The sequence below is a fragment of the Blastococcus sp. URHD0036 genome (assembly GCF_000701365.1).
Classification (GTDB): Bacteria; Actinomycetota; Actinomycetes; order Mycobacteriales; family Geodermatophilaceae; genus Trujillonella.
Genome location: NZ_JNIK01000017.1, coordinates 320603 through 342906 on the forward strand (window position 1 = coordinate 320603; position 22304 = coordinate 342906).

The window sequence follows — 22304 nt, forward strand, 5'->3', positions numbered from 1 at the left end:
TGCTGTGGGGGACGAGAGGCGGGGACGTGCACGGAGACCGGACCACGGGTGTGGGGCTGCTCGCGCTGCTCTACGGCGTGAGCGGCCTGCTGTGCGCCGTCGGCGCGCTGTGGCCGATGTCCCCGCAGTCGCCGGTCGCCCTGCTGGGCGTCCTGGCCGTCGTCGGCCTCGGCACGTCGGCCGCCCTGTGGCTGCGCCGCACCGACCTCCCCGACCGTGCCGTGCACGCGTCGCTGGCCTGGGTCAGCCTGCTCGTGGGTGTCCTGGCCTGGCAGTCGGCCTCCCCCGCGGGCGTCGTGGGTCTCGGCCCGGCCATGGTCGCCGTCGGCGTGTTCACCGGCCACTTCCTGCCGGCCCGCACCGCCCGCGCCCACGTCGCCCTCCTGCTGGTGAGCGCGACGGTCGGCGCCGTCGCCGCCGCGCCGACGGACTTCGCCTCCCCCTGGGTGACCACGCTGACCACGGTGGTGATCCTCAGCGAGGCCCAGCTCCGCATCTCCGCGCAGCTGCGGCACGCCGCCGGCACCGACCCGCTGACCGGGGTGGCCAACCGCCGCCTCTGGGAGGCCGAGGCCGCGCGGAGCCTGTCGCACGCGATGCGCTCCGGGGAGCCGCTGACCGTCGCCGTCCTCGACCTGGACCACTTCAAGGCCGTCAACGACGGGGACGGGCACTCCGCCGGTGACGAACTGCTGCGCGCGCTGGCCGCCGCCTGGGGGCGTGAGCTGCGCGGGGCGGACCTGCTCGGCCGCTACGGCGGCGACGAGTTCGTGCTCTGCCTGCCGGGTACCGACGGCGACTCCACCGACGAGCTGATCGCGCGCCTGCGGGCGGCCCACCCCGGCTCCTGGTCGGTCGGCACCGCCACCGCGGGCCCCGGCGACACCCTCGCCGACCTGCTGCGTCGCGCCGACCGCGAGCTGTACCGGCACAAGCGGTCCCGCGCCGGCTGACCGGCAGCAGGGTCGCAGGGCCCTGTCCGGACCCCCGCCGCGGACGCCAGGGTGGCCGCACCGCACGGGGCCGGAGGGCTGTGCCATGGGCCGGATCGTCGTCTGCGGGGGCAGTGTCATCGGGTCGTGCACCGCGGCCATGCTGGCCCGGGACGGCCACGAGGTCACGGTGCTGGAGGCCGATCCGGACGGCGCCCCGCCGAACCCGGCCGAGGCGTGGGGTGCCTGGCAGCGCCGCGGCGTGGCGCAGTTCCACCAGCCGCACAACCTGCACGCCCGGTTCCGCGAGGTCTGCGACGCCGAGCTGCCCGGGCTCACCGACCGGCTGCTGGCGGCCGGCTGCGCATCCGTCGACCCGCTCGCCGCCCAGCCACCCACCATCGCCGACCGCGCTCCGCGCCCGGGCGACGAGCGCCTCCGCTTCGTCACCGGACGCCGGCCGGTCGCGGAGTCGGTCGTGACCCGCGCGGCGGAGGAGACCGACGGCGTCGTCGTCCGCCGGGGCGTCCGGGTGGCCGGGCTGCTCACGGGGCCGTCGGCCCTCCCCGGCGTGCCGCACGTGACCGGCGTGCGCACGACGGACGGCGAGGAGCTCGCCGCCGACCTGGTCGTCGACGCCACCGGCCGGCGGACCCGGTTCCCCGAGTGGCTCGCCGCGATCGGCGCTCCCCCGCCGCGGCTGGAGGCCGAGGACCTCGGCTTCGTCTACTACACCCGCTACCTCAGCGGTCCGCAGCAGCCGGTCCGGATGGCGCCGGCGATCGTGCCGATGGGCAGCGTCTCGGTGCTGACCCTGAACGGCGACAACGGCACCTGGTCGGTCACCGTGTTCGGCATGGCCCACGACCCCGCGCTCCGGGCGCTGCGGGATCCCGCCGCCTTCGACCGGGTGGTCCGCGCCTGCCCACCGCAGGCGCACTGGCTCGACGGCCGGCCGCTGGACGGCGTCCTGGCCATGGGCGGCACGCTGGACGCCCACCGCGACCTCGTCGTCGACGGCCGGCCCGTCGTCACGGGGCTCGCCCTCGTCGGCGACGCCTGGGCCTGCACCAACCCCTCCGCCGGCCGGGGGCTGTCCATCGGGATGATCCAGGCGCAGCTGCTCCGGGCGGTGGTCGCCGCCCACCTCGACGACCCGGGAGGGCTGGTCACCGCCCTGGCGGAGGGGACGGCGGCCGCGGCCGAGCCCTTCTACCGCGACCAGGTCGCAGCCGACCACCGCCGGGCGGCGGAGATGCGGGCCCTCGCCGACGGCACGCCGCCTCCCGCGCCCGACCCGCTCGCGACCGCGTTCGCCGCCGCGGCCGGGCGGGACCCCGTGCTGTTCCGCGGGCTGCTGGAGATGGTGCTGTGCCTGGCCCCGCCGAGCGAGGTGCTGGCCCGGCCCGGGATCCGGGAGCGGCTGGTGCGGGCCGGCGCGCCGCCCGGCGACCCGCCCCCCGGCCCCGACCGGACCCGGCTCCTGGCGCTGCTGGCCGGGTGAGTCAGGGGTGGCGCCAGTCGTCCCGGCGGAGGTGCGACCCGGCCATGGGGCCCATCTGCAGCATCCCACCGTCGACCGGCCACGAGGCACCGGTGACGTAGCCGGCCGCCGGCGAGGCGAGGAAGGCGACCACCGCGGCGACCTCGCGGGCGTCACCGGGCCGGCGCAGCGGCACCCCCGGGCGGTCGTGGCCGGGATCGGTCGGGTCCTCGTCCTCCTGGCCGGTCATCGCGGTGGCGATCTCGCCGGGGGCCACCGCGTTCACGGTGATGCCGTGCTCGGCCAGTTCCAGCGCCGCCACCTTCGTGAGCAGCCCCAGCCCGCCCTTCGCCGCGCAGTACGCCGCCGCACCGACCCTGGGAGCGGTCTCGTGGACGCTGGTGATGTTCACGATCCGGCCACCGCGGCCGGCGGCGACCATGCGCCGGGCCGCGCGCTGCAGGCACAGGAACGCGCCGTCGAGGTCGGTGGCCAGGACCTCCCGCCAGGTGCCGAGGTCCAGCTCCAGCAGCGGTGTCGCGTGCCCGGTGCCCGCGTCGTTGACCAGGACGTCGAGGCCACCCAGGGCGTCGGCGAGCTCGTCGACGACGTCGGCGGCCTCGGGCAGGCGGGTCAGGTCCAGCCGGCGGAGCTCGGCCCGCCGCCCCGTCGCCCGCACCTCCTCCACGGTGGCCCGGCCCGCCGCCTCGTCCCGGTACCAGGTGACACCGATGTCGTGGCCCTGCTCGGCGAGCGCGACCGCGACCGCCCGCCCGATGCCCGACTCCGACCCCGTGACCACCGCGACGCGGTGGCTGTGCTCCGTCATGGTCCGACGCTAGGGACTGCCGGGCCCCCCTGCAGCGCGGGAGAAGCGCTCGCCCCACGCCCGCACGCGGTCGGCCAGCTCGGGCGGCTCGAGCACGGTGAACTCGGCCTCCGTGGACCCGAGCGCGAACACCGCCCACTCGAGCGCGTCGGACTCCATCGACACCCGGCTGCCGCCCTCGCCGTCGTCGGTGACGGTGGCCCACCGGCCGATCCGCCGGCGGACCTCGGCCGCCGGCGCCCGCACCACCGCGGTCACCGGCACCCCGGGGCGCATGCCCAGGCCGGCCTGGACGAAGGCGACGACGTCGTCGGCCGGCAGCCGGCGCGGCGCGAACCGCGCTCCGGTGGCCGCCGGCGCGCTCAGCCGGTCGAGGCGGAACGTGCGCCAGTCGCCGCGGCCGGTGTCGTAGGCGACGAGGTACCAGCGTCGGCGCAGCGGCACCAGGCGGAAGGGTTCGACGAGCCGCTCGGAGCGGTCCCCGCCGGCGGCGGTGTAGTCGAAGGAGAGCCGCACCGTGTCCCGGCAGGCCTGGGCGACCGTGGTGAGGGCGGCGGGGTCGACGACGGCGTCCGCGCCGCCCCACGGGACCGCGACCGTGGCCGCGGCGAGCGCGTCGACCCGGCGCCGCAGCCGCGCGGGCAGCACCGGCACGACCTTCGCCAGCGCCCGCACCGACGACTCGGCCATGCCGGCGACGGCGGCCTGCGCCGCGGCCTGCAGCCCGAGGGTCAGCGCCACCGCCTCGTCGTCGTCGAGCACCAGCGGCGGCAGGGACGCGCCGGGGGCCAGCCGGTAGCCGCCGGCCACACCCGGGGTCGCCTCGACGGGATAGCCCAGCTCGCGCAACCGCTCGACGTCGCGGCGCAGCGTGCGCAGCGAGACGTCCAGTCGCTCGGCGAGGGCCGGTCCGGTCCAGTGCCGGCGGTCCTGCATCAGCGAGAGCAGGCGCAGCGTGCGGTTGCCGGTGTCGGCCATGTCCGGAGATCCTCCGCCATCGCGGCCAGGATCTGGCACCGATGGCCGACAGAGTTCCCCCCATCGGATCCCGACGACGAGAGGCGCACCCCATGACCGACACCGTGAGCACCCTGACCCGCGAGCGCGCCGACCTGCTGGAGACGCTGCGCGCGCACCGCTTCTTCCTCCGCTACACCGTGCAGGGGCTGACCGAGGAGCAGGCCCGGCAGCGGACGACCGCCAGCGAGCTGACCCTCGGCGGGCTGCTCAAGCACGTCGCGCACACCGAGAGCGGCTGGGCCGACTTCATCCAGCAGGGTCCCTCGGCGATGGCCGGCCCGGACGACCCGGAGCAGATGGCCCGGTGGCAGGCGGAGTGGCACATGGCCGACGGCGAGACGCTGGCCGACGTGCTGGCCCACTACGCGGAGGTGGCCGCCCGCACCGACGCCCTGGTCGCCGAGCTCCCGGACCTCGACGCCGACCACCCGCTGCCGCCCGCCCCGTGGTTCGAGCCCGGCGCCCGCCGGTCGGCGCGGCGGGTCTTCCTGCACATCGTGGCCGAGACCGCCCAGCACGCCGGGCACGCGGACATCCTGCGGGAGTCCCTCGACGGCCAGAAGACGATGGGCTGACCCACCCACCCACCCACCCACCCTCCTGACGCACAGCGGATTCCCAGCCGCGCACGCTGCGCGACGCCGCGCGCCGCACCGGGCCCTCCGTCCTTGAGCCTCCGACGGCTGCAGGAGGAGCGTTCCGCCCGTCCTGCGCAGCTGAGACACGGGGGACGACTCGAGAGCGAGACGACCATGAGGCGATGGAAGGGCGCCGCGGTAGCCGCGGCGACGGTGGCACTGGTGGCACCACCGACCGCGGCCTATGCGGGCGGCGACGCGGCCGCAGCGGACGGCGGGGTGACGACGGTCATCGGGGGGCTCGAGGGTCCGCGCCAGCTCGACAGCTTCTACCCGGGACACCTCCTCGCGGCGGAGTCGGACTCCGGCGAGATCTCGGTCCTGGACCTCGCCGACGGCGGGGTGAAGACGCTCTTCGCGGTCGGCCCCGCGGGAACGGTCAACCCCCAGGGCATCGGGTACGGCGACGGCCAGCTCTTCATCGCCCTCGGCGAGACGGGCGACCCGGACAACCCCGGACCGCCGCCGGACACGACGCGTCCGCCCACGGCCCCGCGCTGTGAGCTCTCCTCGGCGCTGCCACCCGGCCCGGGACTGCTCGTGACCACTCCGGAGGGGAAGGTCCTCGCCCGGTGCGACCTGTTCGCCGCCGAGCTGTTCTTCAACCCCGACGGCCAGGTCTACTTCGACCCGGCCACCGGTGAGCAGGCGGACTCGATCTCCAACCCGTACGCGGTGCTCGTCCAGGACAGCCGGGTGCTGGTGGCCGACGCCGGCGCGAACACCGTCTGGTCGATCGACCGTCACAACGGCGAGATCGCGCCCTTCTTCGCACTGCCGGTCATCACGGGGGGCGTGTGCGGCCAGACGCCGAACAACACCGCGCCGCCGAGCAACAGCTGTGACCCGACGCCGACCGGAGTGGTCGAGGGCCCGGACGGGACGCTGTACGTCAGCGGCCTCAGCGGCCTGGCACAGGGTGAGGGCCGGATCTACGTGCTCGACCAGCGCGGCACCGTCCTCCGGACGATCGACCAGGGCCTCAACCCGCTCACCGGGATCGCGGTCGACGGTCGCGGCACGATCTTCGCGTCCGAGATCTTCGGGACCGTCGGAGCCGAGTCCTTCTTCACCGACCCGACCCAGGCGGCCGGCCGGCTGGTGCGGATCGACGGCTACGGCAACCGGACGTACGCGCCGGTGGGAACCCCGCAGGGGCTGGAGTTCGTGGACGGCTCGCTGTACGCAGCGGCACTCAGCCTCGGACCGCCGCCGCCGGCTCCGCCGATCGGCCAGGTGGTGCGGGTCGGGCGGGACGCGTTCACGCCCGGTACCTGAGCGGTTGACCTGGGTGCCCGGCGGAGCGATGCGGCTCCGCCGGGCACTCAGCCGCCGTCCTCGAGGTCACGCAGGTGGGCCTCGGCACGGTCACGGGCGGCCGCCGCGTCGCGGGCCTGCCGCTCGGCCGTGGTCCGGTGCCGCTCGGCCCGGCGGAGCTCGGCGGCGACCTCGGTCGCCTCCTCCTCGGCACGGGCGAGCTCGGCGGTCAGCTCCTCGACGCGGGCCTGGAGCCGCTCGTGCCGCTCGTCGAGCTCGCCGGCGCGGTTCCGCTCCTCCGCGGCGCGGGCGGCGGTCTCCTCGGCCAGCGCCGCGGCGGCGTCCGCCTCCTCCCGGGCCCCGGCCAGCTCCCGCAGCCGCTTCTCCTCCGCGGCGCGGCGGGCGGCCTCCTCGCGTTCCTGCCGCTGCTCCTCGCGCGCGCGCCGGTCCCCCTCCCCTGCCGGCGTGGACCGGCGGGCCGGTGCGGGCGCCGGGTCGCGCACGACCCGCAGCTGGGGCCGCATCCCGGTGACGCCGCCCATGCCGCTGTAGGACAGCGGCGAGGTCAGCCGGCCGGCGAGCACCGCCTCCCCGGCTTGCGGATCGGCCATGGCGGCCCGCAGGGTCTCCTCCACCTGGGTGGCGACGGCGGTGCTGATCGGGTGCCCGAGCTCCCGCGCCCGCGCCGAGGCCTGCCGGGTCAGCGCCGAGATCAGCTTGCCGCGCTGGGTGTTGAGCGCACGGAGCTCGTCGCCGGCCAGGGAGTCCTGCGCCTCCCGCAGCAGGCCGCCCAGCTCGATCAGGCCCTCGATCTCCTCGCGATGGGCCCGCACCAGGACGTTGACGGCCCAGGCGGCGGTCGACGGCTTGGGCAGCGCCCCGATGGTCTTGGCCAGTGCCCGGTCGCCGGCCGCACGGGCGTCGTCGACCCGGGCGGTCCGGGCCGCGATGAACTCCTCCGGCGGCACGCCGTACAGCTCGTCGGCGACGTCGTCCAGGCCCGGGTCCGTGTCGGAGTCGGCGTCCACGGGGAGCAGCCTGCCCTGCCGGCGTGGCGATGCCCACATGCCTCCCCCTCGACGCGGGTCGACTGCGAGACGGCGTCTCGGCATGCGACACTCGGCGACCGTGTCCGGACCTGTCGTCACCTCCTCCTCCGCCCGCGACTCCGCGCCGGGGGTCGCGTCGCCGGCCTCGCCCGCCCGGGAGATGTCGACCGGCCTGCGGCAGTGGCTGGTCGTCGTCCTGGCGGTGCTGAGCGGCGCCACCGACGCGATCGGCCTGGTCGCCCTCGGCGGGGCGTTCACCAGCGTCATGACCGGCAACCTGGTCATCCTGGGCGTCTCGGCCAGCACCACCGACGGTGAGCTGGCCACCGCGTCCGGCGGCGCGATCGTGGCCTTCTGCCTCGGCGTCTACGCGGGTGCCCGGCTGGCCGGCAGCGCCCGCGCCGGGGACGCGGTGTGGCCGCGGGCGGTGACCCTCGGACTCGTCGTGGAATTGGTGCTGATGACCGCCTACGGCATCGGCTGGTGGATCAGCGGCGGCGAGCCCGGCACGGTGCTCACTCAGGTGCTGCTCTTCACGATGGCCGCGGCGCTGGGCATCCAGAGCAGCACCGTGCAGCGCTTCGGCGTCAACGGGCTCTCGACGACGTACCTGACCGGCACGTTGACCACCGTGGTCATGAAGCTGGCGGGCGGCAAGGGTCTGCGCGAGGTGCGGGGCTCCCTGCAGATCCTGCTCGGCCTCGTCGTGGGCGCGGCGGCCGGTGCCGGGCTGGTCGAGGTCGCCCCGCTGCTGGCACCGGTGCTGCAGATCGGCTGCCTCGCCGCGGTGATCGTGGTCGCGGTCGTCGTCACCCGCCGTCGGCCGAGCTGACCGTCAGGCCCGGAGCCCGTCCAGGAACTCGAGCACCCGCTCCCAGAACAGCGCCGTCGCGGCGGCGTCGTGCTCGGCGGGCAGCGACGCGTCGGTGAACAGGTGACCGGCGCCGGGATAGGTGAAGCGGGCGACCGCCGCGCCCGAGTCCTCCACCGCGGAGACGAGGGCGGCCTCCCACTCGGACCGGGCGAACGGATCGGCCTCCGTGCGGTGCAGCTGCACGGGGACCGTGCCCGGCCAGGCCTCGGCGCCGAGGAGCTCCAGCGGCAGCGCACCGGCCACGAGGACCGCACCGGAGGTCCGGCGGCGGGTCGCCACGTACTCGGCCATCCCGGTGCCGTTGGACCACCCGAGGACGGCGAAGCCCTCCGGCAGATCCGCGACCGCCGCCTCGGCCCGGGCCATCAGCGCCGGGAAGCCGACCGCCTCGACGTGCCGGCCCGCGGTCTCGTAGTCGTCGAACACCAGGCCGTCGTACTGGTCGACGACGACGGCCTCGTGACCGGCGGACCGGAGCCGCTCGGCCGCATCGGTCACCCCCTGCCGGACACCCAGGGCGGAGTGGAAGAGGACGACGGTGCTCATGGCTGCTCCTCGGTTTCCGGACGGCATCGGCGGCTGGGGCTCAGCCGCAGCTCTCGGCGTCCTCCCCGAGGACGCCGGACAGCGAGAAGTCGCCGGCGAGCGTGTAGGTGCCCGGAGCCGGCGCCCGCAGGGTGATCCACCCGTCCTCGGTCGCCGTGAGGCAGGCAGCGACGTCGGGGTCGACGGCGCTGCGCGCGACGAGGTAGCGGTTGGGGCGCACCTGCACCCGGTGCGCCTCGGTGTCGGGCACCCGGACGACGAGCTCGGCGGGCGAGGCGGAGAGCAGCGCGAGCGGCGCGGCGACGATCGGGCTCGGGTCGGTGACCCGGTACAGCGTCCAGCGCTCGTCGGACCACACCCGCGTCAGGTACGGCAGGCCGGTGCGCACCAGGTGCTGCTCGGGACGGTCCCGCGTCACCGGGTCGGCCGCGACCACGACGTAGGCGACGGCGTTGTCGGCCAGCCACGCCCGGTAGTCGCCGGCGTCCTGCCCGCCCGGCTCGAAGAACTCCTCGTTGAGGTGGTTGTCGGTCTGGTCCTCCCAGCCCCGCGCCAGCGCGACCTCCGGGCCCAGCAGGTGCGAGCCGCCGCGGGACCAGTTGTCGACCAGCTCCACCCGGTGTCCGGTGAGGTCGGGTTGCTGCAGCAGCTCGGTCCGCAGCGCCGCGTAGTCCTCCTCCCGGTACCCGTCGTCGAGCGCGGCGTGCTCGTCGCGGGCGGCCGCGTAGACCGTCCACGCCAGCGCGGGGACCAGGACGAGCAGCAGCGGCCGGCGGTCCCACCGGGACCACGCCAGGACCACCGCCGGCAGCACGAGGTAGGCGAACCGCCCCATGTTCGCGCCCACGCCCGTGGGCACCAGGAACAGCACGAGGGCCGCGCCGGCGAGCAGGGGTGCCAGCCAGCGCTGCGGCGTCCGCCAGAGGGCCGGCCCCACGGCCGCCGCCGTCCCGACGGTCAGCGCGAGCGTCGTCCACGGGAACTGGTAGGCGCCCGGGGCGCCGAACAGGGCGAACGGCACGGCCACCCCGGCGACCGCCCCGGCCAGCGCACCGCGCAGGACCGGGGAGCGGGAGCCCCCGGCGACGAGCAGCGGGGCCGCGACGAGGCCGGCGAAGGCGGGCACCAGGGGGCTGGCCAGCCCGGAGAGCGCGAGGAGCAGTGCGCCGGGGACGGGCCGCCGGGCGCGCAGCGCCAGCACGGCGCCCAGCGCGATCGCCGCGCCGACCCCGAACGCGACCCGGCCGGCGAGCAGGTTGCTCACCGCCGCCGCCGCGACGGCCCAGCGGAACAGGGCGGGGTGCGGCAGGCCCCGGGAGAGCGGGAAGGCCAGTGCGACGACGGCCAGCGGCGCCACCAGCGCCAGGACGCGGGAGCCGACCAGCAGGGAGAGGAACGGGACCAAGGAGGAGTAGCTGCCCGGCGAGATGCCGCCGTACCAGCTGAACCAGTAGGTCAGGCCGACGCCGGAGTCGGCCGCCTGCTCGCGGGCCAGCGCCGCCTGCAGGTCGGCCAGGGGCGGGTCGAGCAGCCACACGACGGTGACCGCCGCGACGGCGACGAGCAGCGGGCCGAGGGCCGTCACCGGCCCCGGCCGCCGCTCCCCGCCGGCGGGCGGTCCGCCGAGCGCGGTCACGCCGCGGCGACCGGCGCCCGCCGGGTGCGGACCAGCCGCGCGACGAGGAGGACGACCGCACCGACGGCCGCGAGCAGGGCGAGGCCCGCGACGACGTCGAGCAGGTAGTGGTTGCCCGTGGCCATGACGGCCATGAAGGTCATGAGCGGGTACAGCACCGCCAGCACGCGCACCCAGGTGCGGCGGACCAGCAGGAAGACGACGATCCCGCACCAGGCCGCCCAGGCGCAGTGCAGCGAGGGCATCGCGGCGAACTGGTTGCTGATCGAGTTGGCGGCGGGCGAGCCGGAGGTGGGCCACCAGCCCCAGGACGACGTCTGCCGCATGACGTCGACGAAGCCCTCGCCCTGCATGAGCCGCGGCGGGGCGGTCGGGAGCAGGTAGAACCCGACGAGGGCGAAGAAGGTGGTCGCCATCCAGATGGTGCTGGCCACCCGGTAGGCGGCGCGGCGGTACCGGTAGAGCCAGATGAGGACCGCGGCGGTCAGGTACAGGTGCCAGGTGGCGTACTGCAGGGCCATGACCGCGGCGAAGAGGTCCGAGCCCTGCGCCCAGTCGTTGAGCCACCGCTCCCACGCCAGGAACGTGGCGTCCTCGAAGCGGAGGATCCAGTCGGCGTTGGCATAGGCCCGGTCGTGCACCTCGCCCACCCCGTTGCGGACGTGCGAGTAGAACTTGTAGAGGCCGTACAGCAGCACGAACTCGAACCACCACGGCAGGCCGGTCGGACGGCGCAGCAGCCTGGCGCGACGGGCCGGCGCCACACCGGGTGCGGTCTCGGGTGCGGCGGGACCCGGCGCGTCAGCGGTCGACCTCGCGCCGCTGACGGCGACTGTGTCGGTCACGCGCAGCCCTCCTCGCCTCGCCGTCCCCACTCCCCTATCGGCCGCCGGGACGCCGTCCGTGACCTTAGCGAGACCCGCCGACACCGGTGAGCGAGTTCCCGGGACCGCGGCAGGGGCGAAGCGGTCTCAGGCGGGGGCGGGCACGTCCCGCCGGGTCTGGATCTGCCGGGCGGCGAGCAGCACCACCCCGCCGACGACGACCAGCAGACCGGCGCCGGCGACCACGTCGAGCAGGAAGTGGTTCCCCGAGCCCATGACGACGAAGAAGGTGCTCAGCGGGTACAGCACGCCGACGACGCGGACCCAGGTACGGCGCACCATCACGAACAGCACCGCCCCGCACCACAGCGCCCACGCGCAGTGCAGCGACGGCATCGCCGCGAACTGGTTGCTGATCGCGTCGCTGGCCGGCGCACCGGAGGACGGCCACCAGCCCCAGCCCGCGGTCTGGCTCATCACGTCGACGAAGCCCTCGCCGCTCAGGAGCCGCGGCGGGGCGGTCGGCATCAGGTAGAAGCCCAGCAGGGCCACGGCCGTGGTCGCCATCAGCGTCGCGCTGACGACCCGGTACTGGTCTCGCCTCCGGCGGTACAGCCAGACCAGGACCGCGGGCGTGACGAGGAAGTGCAGCGTGGCGTAGTGGAGGGCGACCGCCCCGGCGAGCGTCGCGGAGCCCTGCACCCAGTCGTTGAGGCCGCGCTCCCAGGCGATGTCCCAGGCGTCCTCGAACCGCAGGACCGAGAAGGCGTTCCGGTAGGCGATCTCGCTGACGTCGCCGACGCTGTTGCGGACCAGCGAGTAGATGCCGTACAGCGCGGCGAGCAGCAGGATCTCGCACCACCAGGGGAGCCCGCCCGGACCGCGCAGCCGGGGCCGGCGGGTGCGCGCCTCGAGATCGACCGGGCGGACACGGCGCCCCGAGGCGAACGATCCGCCGACGGCCACGATGTCGGTCACGCGCCCCTCCTCGTCTGCCCGTCCAGCTGTCGTTCTCCCCATCGGCCGGTCGGGGGCCCGTCTTGACCCCCTGGACCCCGGCAGGGGCAGGACGACCGGCGACGCCCCTGGCGGTAGGACCCGCCGGATCGGTCGTCCTCATCGGTCGCCGGTGACCGATCCCGCGCCCGGCGACGCTGCGGACGGTCACGATACGCACCGACACCGACAGTCGTGAACAGGTCTTTCCCCCTCGGCGTGCCGCCCGGGGATGACGGACGGTGATCTCGCGACTGCGGGGCTCTCTCGCCTCGCCCGCATCCGTCCGTCGTCGCTGACCTGCCGTACGCCGGCTGAGCGGCGGGCTCGGAGGTCAGATCTCGATCTCGGCCTGCACCCGCGGGATCTCGGCCGGGAGCTCGCGGGCGAGGAACCCGAGCCCGCCGATCGCCGCGGCCAGCCGCTCCCCCGCCCGGCCGTGCAGGTGCGCGGCCCAGACGGCGGCCTGCTCCGGCTCGGCGCCCCGAGCCAGGAGCCCGGCGGTGACGCCGGCCCGGACGTCGCCGGAGCCGGAGACGCCGAGCCCGGCGCCACCGCTCTCGTCGCGCCACAGCCGGCCGTCGGGCGCGGCGATCCACGACACCACCCCACCGACGGCGACGGTGGCCTGCACCTTCGCGGCCAGCTCGAGCGCGGCGCCGGCGAGGTCGTCGTCGACCTCGTCCTGGTCGCGGTGCAGCGTGAGGGCCAGCTCGCTGGGGTTGGGGGTGAGGACGGCCCGCCCCTCCATGCGCCGCAGGCACTCCGCGTCGGCGGTGACGCTGGCGATGCCGAGGGCGTCGAGCACGACCGGGCACTCCAGGTGCGGCAGCAACCGGTCGGTGAGGCGCTGGGCCTCCTCGACGTCGGTCATGCCGGGGCCGACGAGGACGGCGGACGCGCCCTGCGCGAGCTCCTCCAGCCGCTCGACCCCCGACGCGGCCAGCGCGCCGCTCGGCGTCTCCTCCAGGGCGCGGACCAGCGCCTCGGGGAGGGCGACGGAGAGGATGCTCGCGACGCTGGCCGCCGTCGCCACCTGGAGCTTGCCGGCACCGGCGCGCATCGCGGCCTCCGCGGCCAGCAGCACCGCGCCGGGCACCTCGGCGCTGCCGCCGACGATCAGGATCCGGCCGCGGGACTCCTTGCCACCGGTCGGCGTGGGCAGCCGCCAGCCCCGCAGCAGCTGCGGGGTGACCAGCTCGTGGTCGTGGTCGCGGTCAGCCACGACCCACCCCGGGCTCTCCGGTCACGGGTTCCTCCTCGGTGACGGCCTCGTCGGCGCGGGTCAGGTGGGCGACCACGTTGGCCTCGACCAGGCGCAGCCTGCTGCCCTCGCCGGCCTCGTAGCGGGTCACGGAGCAGTTCGCGATCGGCTCGCGGCGGTCCAGGTCGAGCAGCTCCGGCTCGCTGAGCTCCTCCAGCACGTAGCGGAAGACCGTGACCACCGCCTGGTGCGAGGTGATCAGCAGCCGCTCGCCGGCGGCTTCGAGCTGCGCGGTCAGCAGGACGCTGCGCACCCGCAGCGCGACGTCGGCCCAGCTCTCCCCACCAGGTGGGCGGTAGTAGAACTTGCCGAGCAGGTCGCGGCGCGCCGCCTCCTCCGGGTACTCCTCGCGGATCCCGGCGCCGGTCATGCCGTCGAAGGCGCCGAAGTCCCGCTCCCGCAGGCGCTCGTCGTACCGGACCGGCAGGTCCAGCCCGGCCGTCTCGACGGCGATTCGGAGGGTCTCGGCGGCACGGGCGAACGGCGAGCTGAGCAGCGCGGTGGGGCGCTGGTCGGCGGGCAGCTCGCCGAGCCACGCGCCGAGGGCCTCGGCCTGGCCGCGACCGGTGTCGGAGAGGGGGACGTCGGGGTCGCGGACGTCCAGTTCCAGCCGGCCGGCGCCGCTCTCCCCCGCGCGGGCAGCCGACACGTTGCCCTGGCTCTCGCCGTGCCGGACCAGCCAGAGCGCGCTCGGCACAGCTGCCGTGACCATCCGGCCTCCCTCTGCCCGCAGGCGCGCGGGCGGGTGCCCGGCGCCGTGCAGCCCTAGCCGGACAGCGGGTGCGGCAAACGAGGGCCGCAGGTCAGCCGCGGTGCACGTGCTCCACGGCGACGCCGGGCGCGTGCAGCGCCGGGGCGTAGTGGTCGGCGAAGAGGGTCGCCACCAGCTCGCCCCGGCTGGCGACGCCGACCTTGGCGAAGACCGCCTTCAGGTGGTCGCGCACGGTGTGCGGCGACAGGAACAGCTGGGCGGCGATCTCGGGGTTGGACAGCCCACGCGCCACCGCCCGGGTGATCTCCTGCTCCCGCACGGTCAGGCGGTAGGCCTCGACGATGATCGGGGCGAGCTGTGCCGACTTCGCCGGCTCGATCGTGAGGGCCACGGGGCCCGGCTGGCCGTCCACCCCGCGCAGGCAGGAGGCGTGCAGGCTGAGCCAGCGGCCGGTGGCCGCGCGGACGCGGGCGGACGCCGGGCCGCGCTCCCTGCCCTGCTCGACGGCGAGGGCCTGCGCCAGGACCGCCGACACCGGCGTCATCGGCAGGGTCCGCGGCAACCAGCCCGGGCCACCCAGTTCCTGGAACAGCCGCTCGGCCGGTTCGTCCAGCGAGAGCAGCACGCCGTCGGGCCCGTAGAGCGCCGTGCCCGGTCCCAGGTCGGCCGGGACCGCCGCCGCGGTCCGCACCGCGAGCATCCGGAGCGCGTCGCCGAGCACCGGGGCGATGGCGCGGACGAGCTCGACGTCGCGCGCACCGAAGGGAGCACGCCCGCGCTCGCGCATCAGCGAGAGGACGCCCCACGTCGAGGTGCCCACGCGCAGCGCGGCGCGCATCTCGTCGCCGTAGCCCTGCGGGGCGCCGAACTCCCGGTGGCGGGCGCTGCGGCCCGGGTTCCCCCCGGTGACGTCGTAGAGGGTGCCGACGCCGGTGTCGGTGCGGGCGAGGTCGCGGAAGAGCAACGCGTCCTCGACCCGGAACTCGCGCTCCCAGTAGGTCTCGCAGTGCCCGTCCTCGACGTTCTCGATCCGGGCCGGCGCCGTGGCCAGCACCGTGGCCGGGTCGGTGGCGAACCAGAGGGCGCCGTCGAAGGGCACCAGGCGCTGCAGCCGGTCGGACATCTCCCCGAAGAGGCCCGTCGCGTCGTGCCCGCGGGCGCAGGACTCCTCGAGCCCGGCGATGCCTCGTTCGATCGTCGCTGAGTCCACGGCTGCCGCCTTCTCCGGCACCCACTCTGCCGGGATGCGCAGGAGCGAGTGTGGGCGCGCCCGGTGTCCGGCGACAACCCTCCATCTGTAGGGGATCGGGAGGTCGAGGGGTGTCGCGGCGGAGGGGCCCGGCCCGGCAGGTGCCTCCCGGTCGCGGGATGGGCCGGGGACGACGGCGGCCCGAGGGTCGTCCCCAGCGCCGCGGCGACCGCCGCCGGCAGCCCCCAGCTCCCACCGGAGGACCCGCCATGACCACCACCCTGCCCACCACCGTCGTCCCCCGCGCCACCGAGTGGCTGGTGTCGCTGGCGGCCGACCTGGACGGCTCGCTCGTCCTCCCGGGCGACCCGCGGTGGGACGCCGTCCGCGCCGCCTGGCAGGTGGCCGTCGACCAGCAGCCGGCTGCCGTCGCCCTCGTCGGATCGGCGCGCGACGTCGTCACCGTGGTCCGTGCCGCCCGGGCGGCCGGGCTGCGGGTGGCCGCCCAGTCGACCGGGCACAACGCCGGCCCCCTGGGCGACCTGTCGGACACCGTGCTGGTCCGCACCGGTCTGCTCCGCGACGTCACCGTCGACCCCGTCGCGCGCACCGCCCGTGTAGAGGCCGGCGCCGAGTGGGGCGACGTGACCGTCGCGGCGGGCCGGCACGGGCTGGCCGCCCTCGCCGGCTCCTCGCGCGACGTCGGCGTGGCCGGGTACACGCTGGGCGGCGGGCTCAGCTGGCTGGCCCGCTCGCACGGCCTGGCCGCCAACAGCGTCGTGGCGCTCGAGGTGGTGACGGCCGGCGGCCGGCTGATCCGGGTCGACGCCACGCACGACCCTGACCTGTTCTGGGCCCTGCGCGGCGGTGGCGGCAGCTTCGGCGTCGTCACGGCGCTGGAGCTCCGGCTGTTCCCGATCCGGGAGGTGCACGCCGGCATCCTGTTCTTCCCGGTGGAGCGGGCGGCAGAGGTCCTGCAGGCCTGGCGGGAGTGGCTGCCGGGCGTGCCGGAGACCGTCACGTCGGTCGGGCGCATCCTGCGCTTCCCGCCGCTGCCGGACCTGCCCCCGCACCTGTCGGGCCGGTCCTACGTCGTCGTCGAGGCCGCCTGCCAGCTCGACGCCGAGGAGGCCGACGCCCTGCTCGCGCCGCTGCGCGCCCTGGGCCCGTCGCTGGACACCTTCGGCCCCACGCCGGTGACGGAGCTGGGCCTGCTGCACATGGACCCGGACGGGCCGGTCCCGGCGCACGGCGACGGCATGCTGCTGGACGACCTGGACGAGGGCGCGATCGCCGCCTTCACCGGCGCCTCCGCGGCGGCGGGACCGGCGCTGCTGTCGCTGGAGCTCCGCCACCTCGGCGGGGCCGTCCGGCGGGTCGACCTGGCCGGCGGGGCGGTGTCGGCCATCGACGCCGGGTTCGCCCTGTTCGCGGTGGGCATCACGCCGACACCCGAGGCGTCCGCCGCCGTGCGCGGGGCGGTCCGATCGGTCCGGTCCGCCATGGCGCCCTGGTCGACGGGCGGGTGCTACCTGAACTTCGCCGAGGTGGCGCGCTCCGGCGACGAGCTCTTCGGCGCCGCGACCCACGACCGGCTCCGCGCCGTGAAGGCCGCGTACGACCCGGCCGACGTCATCCGGTCCAACCACCCGGTGCGTCCCGCCCGCGGGGAGTGACCCGGCCTGCACGTTGCGGGTGTTCCTCGTGCTCTGCGGGTCCTGCAGGACCCGCACGGCGCGGGGAACACCCGCGTCGTCCCCGGTCAGGCCGAGGCGGCAGTCGCCCCCAGCCGCTGCGGCGTCTCGTCGTCCATCGCGGCGAAGAACCCGCCGACGACGTCGAGCAGGTGGTCCAGCGACTCCGCGCGGTAGAGGACCGGCTGGAAGTGGGTGATGTCGTACTCCGCGGTGCCCATCTCCCGCAGGTCCAGCGGGCGGATGTCGGCCGAGCGGAACTGCTCGATCTCCCCGTAGGAGGAGAGCAGCCCGGCGCCGTAGCAGCGCAGCTCACCGTCCTCGACGATCACGCCGAACTCGCACGAGAACCAGAAGACCTTGGCGAGGAAGCGCAGCGCCGCGTCGTCGGTCAGCCGGCGGGCGGCCTCTCCGGTCAGCCGGTGCAGCTCGGCGAACGGCGGCGACGCGAGTGCCACCCCGTGTCCGATCACCTCGTGCACGAGGTCGGGCTCCGGGGTGTACAGCGGCTGGGACGCGTGCCGGATGTACTGCGTGGAGTGGAAGGTGCGCTCGGCCAGCGCCCCGTAGAACTGCCGGAGCGGCACCAACCCGGGCGCGGGGTCGAAGGTGAACCCGGTGCGGGCGCCCACCCGCGCGGAGACCTCGGTGAGCTGCGGGATCCGGTCGGTCGGCAGCGCGACGTCGTCCCAGGCCTGCAGGTACGCCGAGTGCGCCAGCCGCCGGTGCTTGGCGGTGAGCTCCCGGCAGACCGTGCGCCAGACGGCGTTCTCCTCGTCGGTGTACTCGACGGCCGGCACCGGCTCCCCCGGCCGCCAGTCCAGCGCCACCCGCGCGATCGCGCCCCGGCGGGCGAGGTAGGCCGGGTCGGCGACCCCCGGGTGGTTCGGGGCGAGGTGGACCGTGACCGTCCCGTCGCCGTGCTCCTCGACCGGGGAGTAGAGCTGCGCCTCCTCGAACATGGTCCTCACTCCTCCCGCATCGGATCGGGGACGACGCGGCCGGTGACCTCGCCCAGGGAGATCCGGCTGCCGTCGGTGCCGGGGGCGGTCCCGCTGATGGTGACCTCGTCGCCGTCCTCGAGGAAGGTGCGCGTCGTCCCGCCGGCGAGCGTCAGCGGCTCCGTCCCGCCCCACGAGAGCTCCATGAGCGAGCCGCGCTGGTCGCGCCGTGGCCCGCTGACCGTGCCGGATGCGACGAGGTCGCCGGTGCGCAGCGCGGCGCCGTTGACCGTGAGGTGCGCCAGTTGCTGCGCCGGCGTCCAGTACATGCCGGCGAACGGCGGGCAGCTGACGAGCGCGCCGTTCAGGCGCACTTCGAGGGAGAGGTCCAGGCCCCAGGGGTCGTCGCCGTCGTCGAGGTAGGGCAGCAGCGGGACGTCGCGCGGCGGCGCCGGGACGCGCGCCGCCTCCAGCGCGGCCAGCGGCACGACCCACGGCGACACCGACGTCAGGAAGGACTTGCCGAGGAACGGTCCGAGCGGCGCGTACTCCCAGGCCTGCAGGTCGCGCGCGGACCAGTCGTCGACCAGGCAGACGCCGAAGACGTGCTCGGGGAAGGCACCCAGCGGCACCGGCGTCCCGAGCTCGGACGGCGCGCCGACCACGAAGCCGACCTCGGCCTCGATGTCCAGCCGCCGGGTGGGGCCGGCGGACGGCGGCCCCTCGGGCTCGGCCCGCTGACCGTGTGGGCGGACGACGGGGGTGCCGGAGACGCGCACGGTGCCGGAGCGGCCGTGGTAGCCGACCGGCAGGTGCCGCCAGTTCGGCAGCAGCGGCGGGGAACCCGGGCGCAGGATCCGGCCGAGGTTCTCCGCGTGGTGCCGGGAGCTGTAGAAGTCGACGTAGTCGGCGACCTCGACCGGCAGGTGCATGGTCACGTCGCCCCGCGGGATCAGGTGCGGCTCCACCCGTGCCCGGTACACCTCGTCGGTGAGCCAGTCGGTGACCCGCGCGCGCAGCTCCCGCCACGCCGTCGGCCCCTGGGCGAGGAACGCGTTCAGCGAGCCGGTGGCGTGCACAGGGTCGCCGGTCACGGCGGCGAGGTCGAGGACGGAGTCGCCGATCGCGATCCCGGACCGGGGCGCGGTGCCGGGGGTGGAGAAGACGCCGTGCGGCAGGTTGGCCAGGCCGAAACCGGTGCCCGCCGGCAGGTCGACCCAGCTCATGAGGGCCCCCGGCCCGACCAGCTCCACGCGTACCGGCCGTCGTCGCTCGCGGTGCCGCCCTCCCCCAGGTCCAGCGGGCGGAAGGTGTCGACCATGACGGCGAGCTCGTCGAAGTACTCGGCGCCCAGCGTCGCCTCGACGGCCCCCGGCTGCGGGCCGTGCGGGTGCCCGCCGGGGTGCAGCGAGACCGATCCCCGGCCGATGCCCGAGCCCTTCCGGGCCTCATAGTCGCCGTCGACGTAGAACATGACCTCGTCGCTGTCGACGTTGGAGTGGTAGTAGGGCACCGGGACGGCCAGCGGGTGGTAGTCGACCTTGCGCGGGACGAACGCGCAGATCACGAAGCCCGCGCCCTCGAACACCTGGTGCACCGGCGGCGGCTGGTGCACCCGCCCGGTGATCGGCTCGAACTCGGCGACGTCGAACGCGTAGGGGTAGAGACAGCCGTCCCAGCCGACGACGTCGAACGGGTGCTCGGGCACCACGTGCACCGTGCCGGCCGGACCGCGGTGCTTCACGTAGACCTCGACGTCGGTCCCCTCGGCGAGCAGCGGCTCGGCCGGCGCGCGCAGGTCGCGCTCGCAGTAGGGCGCGGTCTCCAGGAACTGTCCGTACCGCGACAGGTACCGCTTCGGCGGCGCGATGTGCGAGCTCGCCTCGATCACGTAGGTGCGCAGCGGCTCCTCGCCGGTGGGGACCCACCGGTGGGTGGTGGCCCGTGGGACGACGACGAAGTCGCCCTGCCCGACCGCCAGCGCGCCGAACGTCGACTCCAGGGTCGCCGTCCCGCGCTCGACGAAGACGCACTCGTCCCCGATCGCGTTGCGGTAGTAGGGGCTGGTCAGCGAGCTGACGGCGTAGGAGATGCGGACGTCGGGGTTGCCGAGCACCAGCCGCCGGCCGGTCACCGGGTCGGTCCCCTTGTGTTCCTCGCCGGGGAAGAGGTCGTGCAGGCGCAGGTGCCGGGGCAGCAGCGGGGCGTTGGCGGTCAGCGACTGGTCGGGCAGCTCCCACGGGCGGGCGTCGACCAGCGCCGAGGGCAGCCCTCGGTGGTAGAGCAGCGAGGAGTCGGCCGAGAAGCCCTCCTCCCCCACGAGCTCCTCGGCGTACAGCCCGCCGTCGGGACGGCGGAACTGGGTGTGCCGCTTCGGTGGGACCTGTCCCACCCGCCGGTAGTGGGCCATCGCCGGTTCCTCAGAAGTTCCCGCGCCGGGCCTGCTCGCGCTCGATCGCCTCGAACAGCGCCTTGAAGTTGCCCTTGCCGAAACCGAGCGAGCCGTGCCGCTCGATGAGCTCGAGGAAGACGGTGGGCCGGTCGCCGGTCGGCTTGGTGAAGATCTGGAGCAGGTACCCGTCCTCGTCGCGGTCGACCAGGATCCCGCGCGACTGCAGCGCCTCGATCGGTACGCGGACCTCGCCGATGCGGGCCCGGAGCTCGGGGTCCTCGTAGTAGGAGTCCGGGGTGGCGAGGAACTCGATGCCCTCGGCGCGGAGCGCGTCGACCGTGCCGAGGATGTCGCCGGTGGCCAGGGCGACGTGCTGGGCGCCGGGCCCGCCGTAGTACTCCAGGTACTCGTCGATCTGCGAGCGCTTCTTGCCCGGCGCCGGCTCGTTGAGCGGGAACTTCACCCGGTGGTTGCCGTTGGCGACGACCTTGCTCATCAGCGCGGAGTACTCGGTGGCGATGTCGGCGCCGACGAACTCGGCGAGGTTCGTGAAGCCCATGACCCGGTTGTAGAAGGCGACCCACTGGTCCATCGCGCCGAGCTCGACGTTGCCGACGACGTGGTCGATGGCCTGGAACAGCCGGGCCGGTGCGCCGGGGCGCTTGACGTGGGTGGAGGTGCGGGCGACGAAGCCGGGGAGGTGCGGGCCGGAGTACCGCGACCGGTCGACCAGCGTGTGCCGGGTGTCGCCGTAGGCGGCGATGGCCGCGAGACGGACGGTGCCGTGCTCGTCGGTGACGTCGTGCGGCTGCTCGAGGACCGTGGCGCCCATCGCCGCGGCGTGCGCGATGCACTTGTCGACGTCGGGCACGGTGAGCGCGATGTCGACGATGCCGTCGCCGTGCCGCCGGTGGTGGTCGGCGATCGCGCTGGCCGGGTCGTAGGCGCCGGTGAGGACGAACCGGGCGGCGCCGGACCGCAGGACGTAGGCGACGGAGTCGCGGTTGCCGGTCTCCGGGCCCGAGTAGGCGATCAGCTCCATGCCGAACGCCGACTGGTAGTAGTGCGCGGCCTGCGTCGCGTTGCCGACCACCCACACCAGCGAGTCCCAGCCGGAGACCGGGAAGGGGTCGGTCGACGGGTCGTGGTCGACGAGCCCGACGAGCTGCCGGAGCTGCTCGGGGGTCAGCTGCGCCGCGCGCTCGTCGTCGAGGAACTGGTCGAGCGTCATGCGGGTCCCTCCGTCGGGGATGGTCTGTTGCGACGCAGGACACACCGCGGGCACGCTGTTGGGCAACTGGCGTCCCGGATGCTGTGCGGGCTGACCAGCCAGCCCATCTGGGGGCGCTCCGTGCTGGTCTTCCTGACCAGCGGCTGGAGAGGAGACGGCATGGCGCCCGGCGGTGTGCTCGACGCGCTGGACCTGGCGTTGCTGGAGGCGCTGCGGGAGCACCCGCGGGCCGGCGTGCTGGAGCTGTCGCGGCTCACCGGGGTGGCGCGCGGGACCGTGTCGGCCCGGCTGCAGCGGCTGGAGGACGCCGGGGTGGTCACCGGCTACGGGCCGGAGATCGACGTCCGCGCCGCGGGCTTCGGCGTGGAGGCGTTCGTGACCCTGGAGATCGCGCAGGGGGCGATCGAGGCGGTGCAGCGCGACCTGGAGGCGATCCCGGAGGTGCTGGAGGCGCACGCCACGACCGGGCGCGGGGACGTGCTGTGCCGGGTGGCCGCGAGCTCACACGAGGCGCTGCAGCGGACGCTGGTGGAGCTGGACCGGTCCTCGAGCGTGGTCCGGTCGACCAGTGTCATCGCACTGTCCCGGCTGGTGCCGCTCCGCGCCTTGCCGCTGCTGCACACCGAGGCGGCTCCCGACGCCGGACGCTCCGGCCACCGCCGCGACGCCGATCGCTGATCGCTGACCGCCGGCGGCGGTTGCGGTCGGCGCGAGCAGCGGCTCATCCGCTCCAGGTGGCCCGCGCGGCCGGCCCCGCTGCGCAGGATGGTGCGGCCGACACGGATCGATCCGAGACG

Annotated in this window: 21 protein-coding genes; 7 read left to right on the forward strand and 14 right to left on the reverse strand. The window is 75.4% G+C overall.

The genetic code is table 11. The annotated features are described in order from the left end of the window. The first annotated feature begins 26 nt into the window (after positions 1-26). Positions 27-953, forward strand: a complete 927-nt coding sequence (locus N555_RS27065; RefSeq protein WP_197029096.1) for a GGDEF domain-containing protein — start codon at positions 27-29, stop codon at positions 951-953. Between the two features lie 85 nt (positions 954-1038). Further along, positions 1039-2436, forward strand: a complete 1398-nt coding sequence (locus N555_RS0119885; RefSeq protein WP_029433248.1) for an FAD-dependent oxidoreductase — start codon at positions 1039-1041, stop codon at positions 2434-2436. Position 2437: 1 nt separating this feature from the next. On the opposite strand, the gene N555_RS0119890 is transcribed toward N555_RS0119885, so the two are convergent. Next, positions 2438-3244 (reverse strand): SDR family oxidoreductase, encoded by an 807-nt coding sequence (locus N555_RS0119890; protein WP_051684275.1) that lies wholly within the window; start codon positions 3242-3244, stop codon positions 2438-2440. Between the two features lie 9 nt (positions 3245-3253). Further along, complete coding sequence (locus tag N555_RS0119895) at positions 3254-4222, reverse strand: helix-turn-helix transcriptional regulator (protein ID WP_029433250.1); 969 nt, start codon at positions 4220-4222, stop codon at positions 3254-3256. Between the two features lie 92 nt (positions 4223-4314). Between N555_RS0119895 and N555_RS0119900 the strand changes: the two genes are divergently transcribed. Together N555_RS0119900 and N555_RS0119905 are read left to right on the forward strand one after the other, a co-directional pair. Continuing rightward, positions 4315-4839, forward strand: a complete 525-nt coding sequence (locus N555_RS0119900; protein ID WP_029433251.1) for a DinB family protein — start codon at positions 4315-4317, stop codon at positions 4837-4839. A 177-nt stretch (positions 4840-5016) separates the two neighbouring features. Then, a complete protein-coding gene (locus N555_RS0119905; protein WP_156036465.1) occupies positions 5017-6180 on the forward strand; it encodes a ScyD/ScyE family protein in 1164 nt (387 codons plus the stop codon). Between the two features lie 47 nt (positions 6181-6227). Here N555_RS0119905 and N555_RS0119910 read toward each other — a convergent pair whose 3' ends face one another. After that, the gene (locus N555_RS0119910) at positions 6228-7187 is read right to left on the reverse strand and encodes a hypothetical protein (protein ID WP_029433253.1); all 960 of its coding nucleotides are present in this window, start codon (positions 7185-7187) and stop codon (positions 6228-6230) included. 100 nt (positions 7188-7287) lie between these two features. Between N555_RS0119910 and N555_RS26270 the strand changes: the two genes are divergently transcribed. Further along, positions 7288-8040, forward strand: a complete 753-nt coding sequence (locus N555_RS26270; RefSeq protein WP_197029097.1) for a YoaK family protein — start codon at positions 7288-7290, stop codon at positions 8038-8040. Positions 8041-8043: 3 nt separating this feature from the next. Here the strand turns inward: N555_RS26270 and N555_RS0119920 are convergent, their stop codons facing one another. From N555_RS0119920 to N555_RS28850, 7 genes are all read right to left on the reverse strand, one after another. Beyond that, positions 8044-8628, reverse strand: coding sequence for a dienelactone hydrolase family protein (locus N555_RS0119920; RefSeq protein ID WP_029433254.1), 585 nt, complete (start codon positions 8626-8628; stop codon positions 8044-8046). A gap of 40 nt (positions 8629-8668) precedes the next feature. Further along, positions 8669-10264, reverse strand: a complete 1596-nt coding sequence (locus N555_RS0119925) for a hypothetical protein (protein WP_197029098.1) — start codon at positions 10262-10264, stop codon at positions 8669-8671. Then, positions 10261-11109: a phosphatase PAP2 family protein gene (locus N555_RS0119930; protein ID WP_051684276.1), complete on the reverse strand. Its 849-nt coding sequence runs from the start codon at positions 11107-11109 to the stop codon at positions 10261-10263. Before N555_RS0119930 ends, N555_RS0119925 begins: the two co-directional genes overlap by 4 nt. 126 nt (positions 11110-11235) lie before the next feature. Then, a complete protein-coding gene (locus tag N555_RS0119935; RefSeq protein ID WP_051684277.1) occupies positions 11236-12066 on the reverse strand; it encodes a phosphatase PAP2 family protein in 831 nt (276 codons plus the stop codon). Between the two features lie 352 nt (positions 12067-12418). Then, on the reverse strand, positions 12419-13309 hold the full coding sequence (locus N555_RS0119940) for an NAD(P)H-hydrate dehydratase (protein WP_029433258.1): 891 nt from the start codon (positions 13307-13309) through the stop codon (positions 12419-12421). After that, positions 13302-14060 carry a histidine phosphatase family protein gene (locus N555_RS0119945; protein WP_029433259.1) on the reverse strand — a complete coding sequence of 253 codons (759 nt, stop codon included), beginning with the start codon at positions 14058-14060 and terminating at the stop codon, positions 13302-13304. The genes N555_RS0119940 and N555_RS0119945 overlap by 8 nt, the downstream gene beginning before the upstream one ends. Before the next feature lie 91 nt (positions 14061-14151). Beyond that, positions 14152-15270: a helix-turn-helix transcriptional regulator gene (locus tag N555_RS28850; protein ID WP_051684278.1), complete on the reverse strand. Its 1119-nt coding sequence runs from the start codon at positions 15268-15270 to the stop codon at positions 14152-14154. A gap of 248 nt (positions 15271-15518) precedes the next feature. Between N555_RS28850 and N555_RS0119955 the strand changes: the two genes are divergently transcribed. Beyond that, positions 15519-16925 (forward strand): FAD-binding oxidoreductase, encoded by a 1407-nt coding sequence (locus N555_RS0119955; protein ID WP_029433261.1) that lies wholly within the window; start codon positions 15519-15521, stop codon positions 16923-16925. A gap of 86 nt (positions 16926-17011) precedes the next feature. On the opposite strand, the gene N555_RS0119960 is transcribed toward N555_RS0119955, so the two are convergent. Genes N555_RS0119960 through hppD form a run of 4 tightly spaced genes read right to left on the reverse strand, consistent with a single transcriptional unit; the run spans position 17012 to position 21507 of the window. Further along, positions 17012-17905: a phenylalanine 4-monooxygenase gene (locus tag N555_RS0119960; protein ID WP_029433262.1), complete on the reverse strand. Its 894-nt coding sequence runs from the start codon at positions 17903-17905 to the stop codon at positions 17012-17014. Positions 17906-17910: 5 nt separating this feature from the next. After that, positions 17911-19110, reverse strand: coding sequence for a fumarylacetoacetase (gene fahA / locus N555_RS0119965; RefSeq protein WP_029433263.1), 1200 nt, complete (start codon positions 19108-19110; stop codon positions 17911-17913). After that, positions 19107-20294, reverse strand: a complete 1188-nt coding sequence (locus N555_RS0119970) for a homogentisate 1,2-dioxygenase (RefSeq protein ID WP_029433264.1) — start codon at positions 20292-20294, stop codon at positions 19107-19109. The genes fahA and N555_RS0119970 overlap by 4 nt, the downstream gene beginning before the upstream one ends. Positions 20295-20304: 10 nt before the next feature. Then, complete coding sequence (gene hppD / locus N555_RS0119975) at positions 20305-21507, reverse strand: 4-hydroxyphenylpyruvate dioxygenase (protein WP_029433265.1); 1203 nt, start codon at positions 21505-21507, stop codon at positions 20305-20307. A gap of 78 nt (positions 21508-21585) precedes the next feature. On the opposite strand from hppD, the gene N555_RS0119980 reads away from it, so the two are divergent. Then, a complete protein-coding gene (locus N555_RS0119980) occupies positions 21586-22185 on the forward strand; it encodes an Lrp/AsnC family transcriptional regulator (RefSeq protein WP_231503028.1) in 600 nt (199 codons plus the stop codon). Positions 22186-22304: the final 119 nt, after the last annotated feature.

Excerpts from the sequence above, each read along its gene's own strand:
- fahA (WP_029433263.1), bottom strand. The coding sequence starts at position 19,110 with ATGAGCTGGGTCGACCTGCCGGCGGGCACCGGTTTCGGCCTGGCCAAC.
- N555_RS0119890 (WP_051684275.1), bottom strand. The coding sequence starts at position 3,244 with ATGACGGAGCACAGCCACCGCGTCGCGGTGGTCACGGGGTCGGAGTCG.
- N555_RS0119895 (WP_029433250.1), bottom strand. The coding sequence starts at position 4,222 with ATGGCCGACACCGGCAACCGCACGCTGCGCCTGCTCTCGCTGATGCAG.
- N555_RS0119960 (WP_029433262.1), bottom strand. The coding sequence starts at position 17,905 with ATGTTCGAGGAGGCGCAGCTCTACTCCCCGGTCGAGGAGCACGGCGAC.
- hppD (WP_029433265.1), bottom strand. The coding sequence starts at position 21,507 with ATGACGCTCGACCAGTTCCTCGACGACGAGCGCGCGGCGCAGCTGACC.
- N555_RS0119970 (WP_029433264.1), bottom strand. The coding sequence starts at position 20,294 with ATGGCCCACTACCGGCGGGTGGGACAGGTCCCACCGAAGCGGCACACC.
- N555_RS0119945 (WP_029433259.1), bottom strand. The coding sequence starts at position 14,060 with ATGGTCACGGCAGCTGTGCCGAGCGCGCTCTGGCTGGTCCGGCACGGC.
- N555_RS0119920 (WP_029433254.1), bottom strand. The coding sequence starts at position 8,628 with ATGAGCACCGTCGTCCTCTTCCACTCCGCCCTGGGTGTCCGGCAGGGG.
- N555_RS0119900 (WP_029433251.1), top strand. The coding sequence starts at position 4,315 with ATGACCGACACCGTGAGCACCCTGACCCGCGAGCGCGCCGACCTGCTG.
- N555_RS0119980 (WP_231503028.1), top strand. The coding sequence starts at position 21,586 with ATGCTGTGCGGGCTGACCAGCCAGCCCATCTGGGGGCGCTCCGTGCTG.
- N555_RS0119955 (WP_029433261.1), top strand. The coding sequence starts at position 15,519 with ATGACCACCACCCTGCCCACCACCGTCGTCCCCCGCGCCACCGAGTGG.
- N555_RS0119885 (WP_029433248.1), top strand. The coding sequence starts at position 1,039 with ATGGGCCGGATCGTCGTCTGCGGGGGCAGTGTCATCGGGTCGTGCACC.
- N555_RS0119905 (WP_156036465.1), top strand. The coding sequence starts at position 5,017 with ATGAGGCGATGGAAGGGCGCCGCGGTAGCCGCGGCGACGGTGGCACTG.